Source organism: Lutibacter sp. (assembly GCF_013139515.1).
GTDB lineage: Bacteria > Bacteroidota > Bacteroidia > Flavobacteriales > Flavobacteriaceae > Lutibacter.
The window spans coordinates 1-4,860 of sequence record NZ_WTAR01000047.1 but is presented as its reverse complement, the minus strand read 5'-3'; the positions used below and the strand labels follow the sequence as shown (position 1 = coordinate 4,860).

Below are 4,860 nucleotides of genomic sequence, written 5' to 3'. Positions count from 1 at the left end.
CCATGTTTTATTAATGCAAATGATTCTGGACCATGTTCTTCTTTTACACTTTTAAATTTAGAAGCAATTAAATCAAGGGCTTCTTCCCAGCTAGCTTTTCTAAAAGTTTCTTCACCATTTATAGTCGTACGGATTAATGGAGTTTTAAGTCTATCATTATCAGTGTACATTCCAACACCACCAGTACCTCTAGGGCATAAACGACCGTAAGAATGTGTGTCGTCATCGTTACCAATAATTTTTTTAATTTCGCCTTCCTCGTTAGTATATGTCCAAGCTGCACATTTCCAAAAGCAAACTTCGCAATAAGTAGGTGTTCTTTTAAATTTTTTAGAAACTTTTTGTTTTACTAAATCATCTAAATATGAATTGGCTCCAAATGCATTTAATGCACCAGTTGTAGCCGCAACACCTCCTAGTCCTAAGGCAGAAATTTTAATAAATTTTCTTCTTGAAGTAGTCATAAGTTATTCGTTTTTTTCTGGTGTAAAGTTACCTACAAGGTGGATTTAAGAAAATGATAAATGTCATATAGTGGTTTTGTATGAGGTAACAATGGTTACATTAACAAATTGAAAATCAATTTTTTAAATGTAACTTAAGTAGCATAAAATAAAATACATTTTGTATTGAAATAAGTATCAATGAACTAGCTTTTTTATTTAGATTAGAAGTTAATTTATATTTATTGTAAATTTGACCCAACACTTCTTTTATGAAAAATAAATACATTAAAATCTTTTTTTTTGTAGTAATAATTTCAATTTTAATAGTTGCTTTTTTATTAAAAAGCCAACCATATTTTAGTTCAATAACACTATCTGAAAACCAATATGTGAAAATTGAAAACCTAGATAAAGAGTCTTGTTTAAATTGTCATTCAAATACAAAAGGCTACTCAGAATATCACAATCCAGAATTAATAGGGTGTATAAGCTGTCATTTAGGAAATCCAAATACTTTAGATAAAGCAGCTTCTCATAAAGGCATGGTTTTAATACCTGGAAACTTAGTAGATGCTGCAGCAACTTGTGGTAAATGTCACCCTAATGAACTATCTAAAATTGAAAATTCATTAATGACTACTAATAGTGGTTTAGTTGCAGTTGATAAATATATTTTTGGTGAAGCAGATTCTCCAGATTATCATTACCATATTAAAGACATAAAAGATTCACCGGCCGATAAACATATGCGTGATTTGTGTGCAAATTGTCATTTAGGAGCTGAAAAAAAAGAGTTTGGTGAAATTACACAAATGAGTAGAGGTGGAGGTTGTAATGCATGCCATTTAAATTATTCAGAAGAAGCTAAAAATGATTTAGAGAAATATATCTCTTCAGAAAAAAAGGAACTTCCAAAATTTCATCCTTCAACAGATATTTTTGTGAAAAATGAACATTGTTACGGATGTCATAGTCGTTCAAGTAGAATTTCAACAAATTATGAAGGTTGGCAAGAAACTACTTTGAGTGAAAGTGATGTGCTAGATAAAATAGGATTTAAAACTGTTGAAGATAAACGAGTTTATAAATACATTGAAGAAGATATACATCATACAAAAGGATTGTTATGTGTAGATTGTCATTCTTCACATGAAGTAATGGGAGATGGTAAAAAATACACTCATGAAGAGCAAGCAGTTACTTTGCAATGTTCTGATTGTCATTTTAAAGAAAAACCAAACACAATACCATACGATTCTTTAGATGCCGAAAGTATTTTGGTGTTTTTACATAGAGATTACAAGCATTACGATAAAGAAATGATTGCAGTTAAAAAAGATAATCACCCATTGGTAAATACGTTTATTGATGCTGAAGGAAATGCTTTTTTAATTGGAAAGAAAGACGGTGTACTTCATCCTTTAAATCCACAACCTGAAATTTGCTCCAGAGATAATGCGCATAAAAATGTGAGTTGTGCAACGTGTCATTCTTCGTGGACTTCACGTTGTATTGGTTGTCATAATGAATTTGATAAAGACGAGCCAAGGGCTTTTGATTTGTTAGATAAAAAATATGGAAAAGGGCAGTGGAAAGAACACGTGGCAGAATTTTCTTCATCAATGCCTGCAATGGGAGTTCGGGAAAACAAAGAAGGGAAGCATATTGAGCCTGCAATACCGGGTATGATTATGACTATTGACAAGGGGAGTTATTCAGGAAAGGAAATAGGAGAAGATGTATCTTTCCATAGATTATACGCACCAAACTCGCCTCATACCACAACAAGTAATGTTAGAGATTGTAAATCGTGTCATTCCAATTCTGCAACTTTGGGCTATGGAAATGGAGAATTACTTTATGAAATAACCAATGGGGTTGGAAAATGGGTTTTCACATCAGAATATGCTTTAAATCCAAATGATAATTTACCTGAAGATGCTTGGGTTCCTTTTTTGAAAGAAGTTGAAGTGGGTGTTGTAAATTCAACTCGCTTAGATTTTAGACCGTTTTCAGTTGAAGAACAAAAAGAATTATTATTAGTAGGCTCTTGTTTAGAATGTCATAAAGATGGTTCAAAAATAATGCAGCAAAGTTTGATAAATGGAATAAAACCATTGTTAAAAAAATTAGATAAAAGTTGTATATTGCCATCTTGGAATTAAATTGTTAAAATGAATAAAATTAGAGTTGCATTATTAGTGTTTCTACTTATTTCAATAGCTGATATTGTTGGTATTATATTTAAACTTCCTACTATTATTTTCGTTTTTAAACCGCTAATAATACTCTCATTAATTGTATTATATGTGTTGTCAGTAACTAAACGAAATGCATGGTATATTTTAGCATTGTTTTTTTCTTTTTTGGGTGATGTATTTTTGTTGTTTACGGGCGAATTATTTTTTATTGCGGGATTAGTTTCATTTTTAATTACACACCTTTTGTTTATTAAAATTGTAATATCTCAAGTGAAAAAATATTCTTGGCTAAAAGTTTTATTTTCAATTATTCCATTCTTACTAGTATTTAGTTTTTTAATTTATAATTTAAAAGAAGGGCTTCATGAAATGCTGTTGCCAGTAATAATTTATGGATTAACCATATCAACATTTGGAGCAATTTCTTTTATTGACTTTTTGAATACAAGGTCTAAAAAATCGTTGTTAATGTTCTCTGGAGCTGTTGTTTTTATGCTTTCAGATTGTGTTTTGGCAATTGACACTTATTATTTGGAAGACCATATAAATAAAATACTAATAATGTTTTCTTATATATTGGCTCAATATTTAATATATCGTTCTGTGATTTTGAATTCTAAAAAGAACAAACAACTTTAATGTTGAATTTTTGTTGATGCTTGTTTTGCCCATTCTGGAAAAACAGAGGTATCAATATCAAAAACAATAGTTCCCCAAGTTATAGTAATTACTGTTATAACAATTATTGCTACAATATTAATTAAAAAACCAGTTTTCATCATTTCCAACATTTTTAATTTTTTAGTTCCAAAAACAATTGCGTTTGGAGGTGTTGCAATTGGCAACATAAAAGCCATTGAAGCTGCTAAAGTTACCGGTATCATTATTAATAATGGATTCACTTGAATTTCGTTTGCTAAACCACCTATAATTGGTAACATCATTTCTGTAGTTGCAGTGTTTGAGGTAAATTCAGTAAGTAAAGACATCATTCCAGCAAGTGTTGCAACAAGTGTTGTTGAAGATAATCCGCCAGCACTAGCCAATAAACTTCCTATATAATTTGATAAACCCGAATCTATAAATCCTTTGGCTAAAGCAAAACCACCACCAAATAAAAATACAATATGCCAAGGTAATTTTTTATTGATTTTTCAAGTTAACAGCGCTTGATTTTTTTTAGTTGAAGGAACAATAAATAAAATAACTGCAATTAGCATAGCTACTGTACCATCATTTAAAAATTTAGGATGTTTAAATATTGAACTCCAACCAGTAATGGTAACAAACCCAAGATTAATATTTGTTCTAAAAACCCACAATAAAGCTAATAAAATGAAGAGTATAAATACTCTTTTTTGTTCTGGAGTAACTTTTCCTAAATCGTCATATCTTTCTTTAAAAAATGATTTATTTAACTTTTCAATTTTCTTTGTTGGTTTGTAGATAAAATATAAGAACAACAATGTAAATACAAACATAATTACCGTAATAGGGAATGCAAAAGTGATCCATTGACCAAATGAAATAGAAGGTCCTTCAGGGTACATAATTTCAAAAATACGCACAAAAGATAGGTTTGGTGGTGTACCTACTAAAGTAGCAACTCCGCCAATTGAACACGCGTATGCAATTGCTAAAAGTAACCCAATTATAAATTTATTAATTTTTGCTTTTCCATGAACTTCTTCCAAAGCTGCTGAAACTGAAAATGCAATTGGTAACATAATCATTGTTGTGGCAGTATTTGACATCCACATAGATAAGAATGCTGATGAAAACATAAATCCAAATAAAATCATAAATGGACTTCCTCCTGCGATAGATAATACTTTTAAAGCTATTCTTTTATGAAGATTCCATTTTTCCATAGCCAAAGCCATTAAAAAGCCACCAATAAATAAAAAGATAACATAATTTATGTAAGCATTTGAAATTGCTTTGCCATCTAAAACTCCTAAAATTGGAAAAAGTATGACTGGTAAAAATGAAGTAACATCTATGGGCAAAGCTTCAGTAACCCACCAAAACGCCATTAAAACGGCTATGGCAGCTGTATAAGTTATTTCGGGTTTTCCTGGTTGAAGATCTAAAAAGAAAATCATTCCAAAGAAAATGAGTATTCCAACAATTATTAATTTAAAATTAATAGTTTGTTTGTGCTTTAAAGTTGCCATAGGTTTTTTTGACGTTTGATTAATAAACGTCAAAAA

At 30.2% G+C, this 4,860-nt stretch carries 3 protein-coding genes and 1 pseudogene; 2 read left to right on the top strand and 2 right to left on the bottom strand.

The window, feature by feature from the left end; translation table 11 throughout:
- A partial coding sequence (locus GQ540_RS05285; protein ID WP_291798389.1) for a molybdopterin-dependent oxidoreductase occupies window positions 1-464 on the bottom strand: 464 nt, incomplete at its 3' end.
- 251 nt (window positions 465-715) lie between these two features.
- Here GQ540_RS05285 and GQ540_RS05280 point away from each other — a divergent pair.
- Together GQ540_RS05280 and GQ540_RS05275 are read left to right on the top strand one after the other, a co-directional pair.
- Entirely contained in the window at window positions 716-2,611 is a 1,896-nt protein-coding gene (locus tag GQ540_RS05280; RefSeq protein WP_291798385.1) for a hypothetical protein, read from the top strand.
- A gap of 9 nt (window positions 2,612-2,620) precedes the next feature.
- Window positions 2,621-3,286: a lysoplasmalogenase gene (locus GQ540_RS05275; RefSeq protein WP_291798382.1), complete on the top strand. Its 666-nt coding sequence runs from the start codon at window positions 2,621-2,623 to the stop codon at window positions 3,284-3,286.
- Here GQ540_RS05275 and GQ540_RS05270 read toward each other — a convergent pair.
- Window positions 3,283-4,824 (bottom strand): annotated as a pseudogene (locus GQ540_RS05270) (DASS family sodium-coupled anion symporter). The gene GQ540_RS05275 and the pseudogene GQ540_RS05270 sit on opposite strands and share 4 nt — an antisense overlap.
- Between the last annotated feature and the right edge of the window lie 36 nt (window positions 4,825-4,860).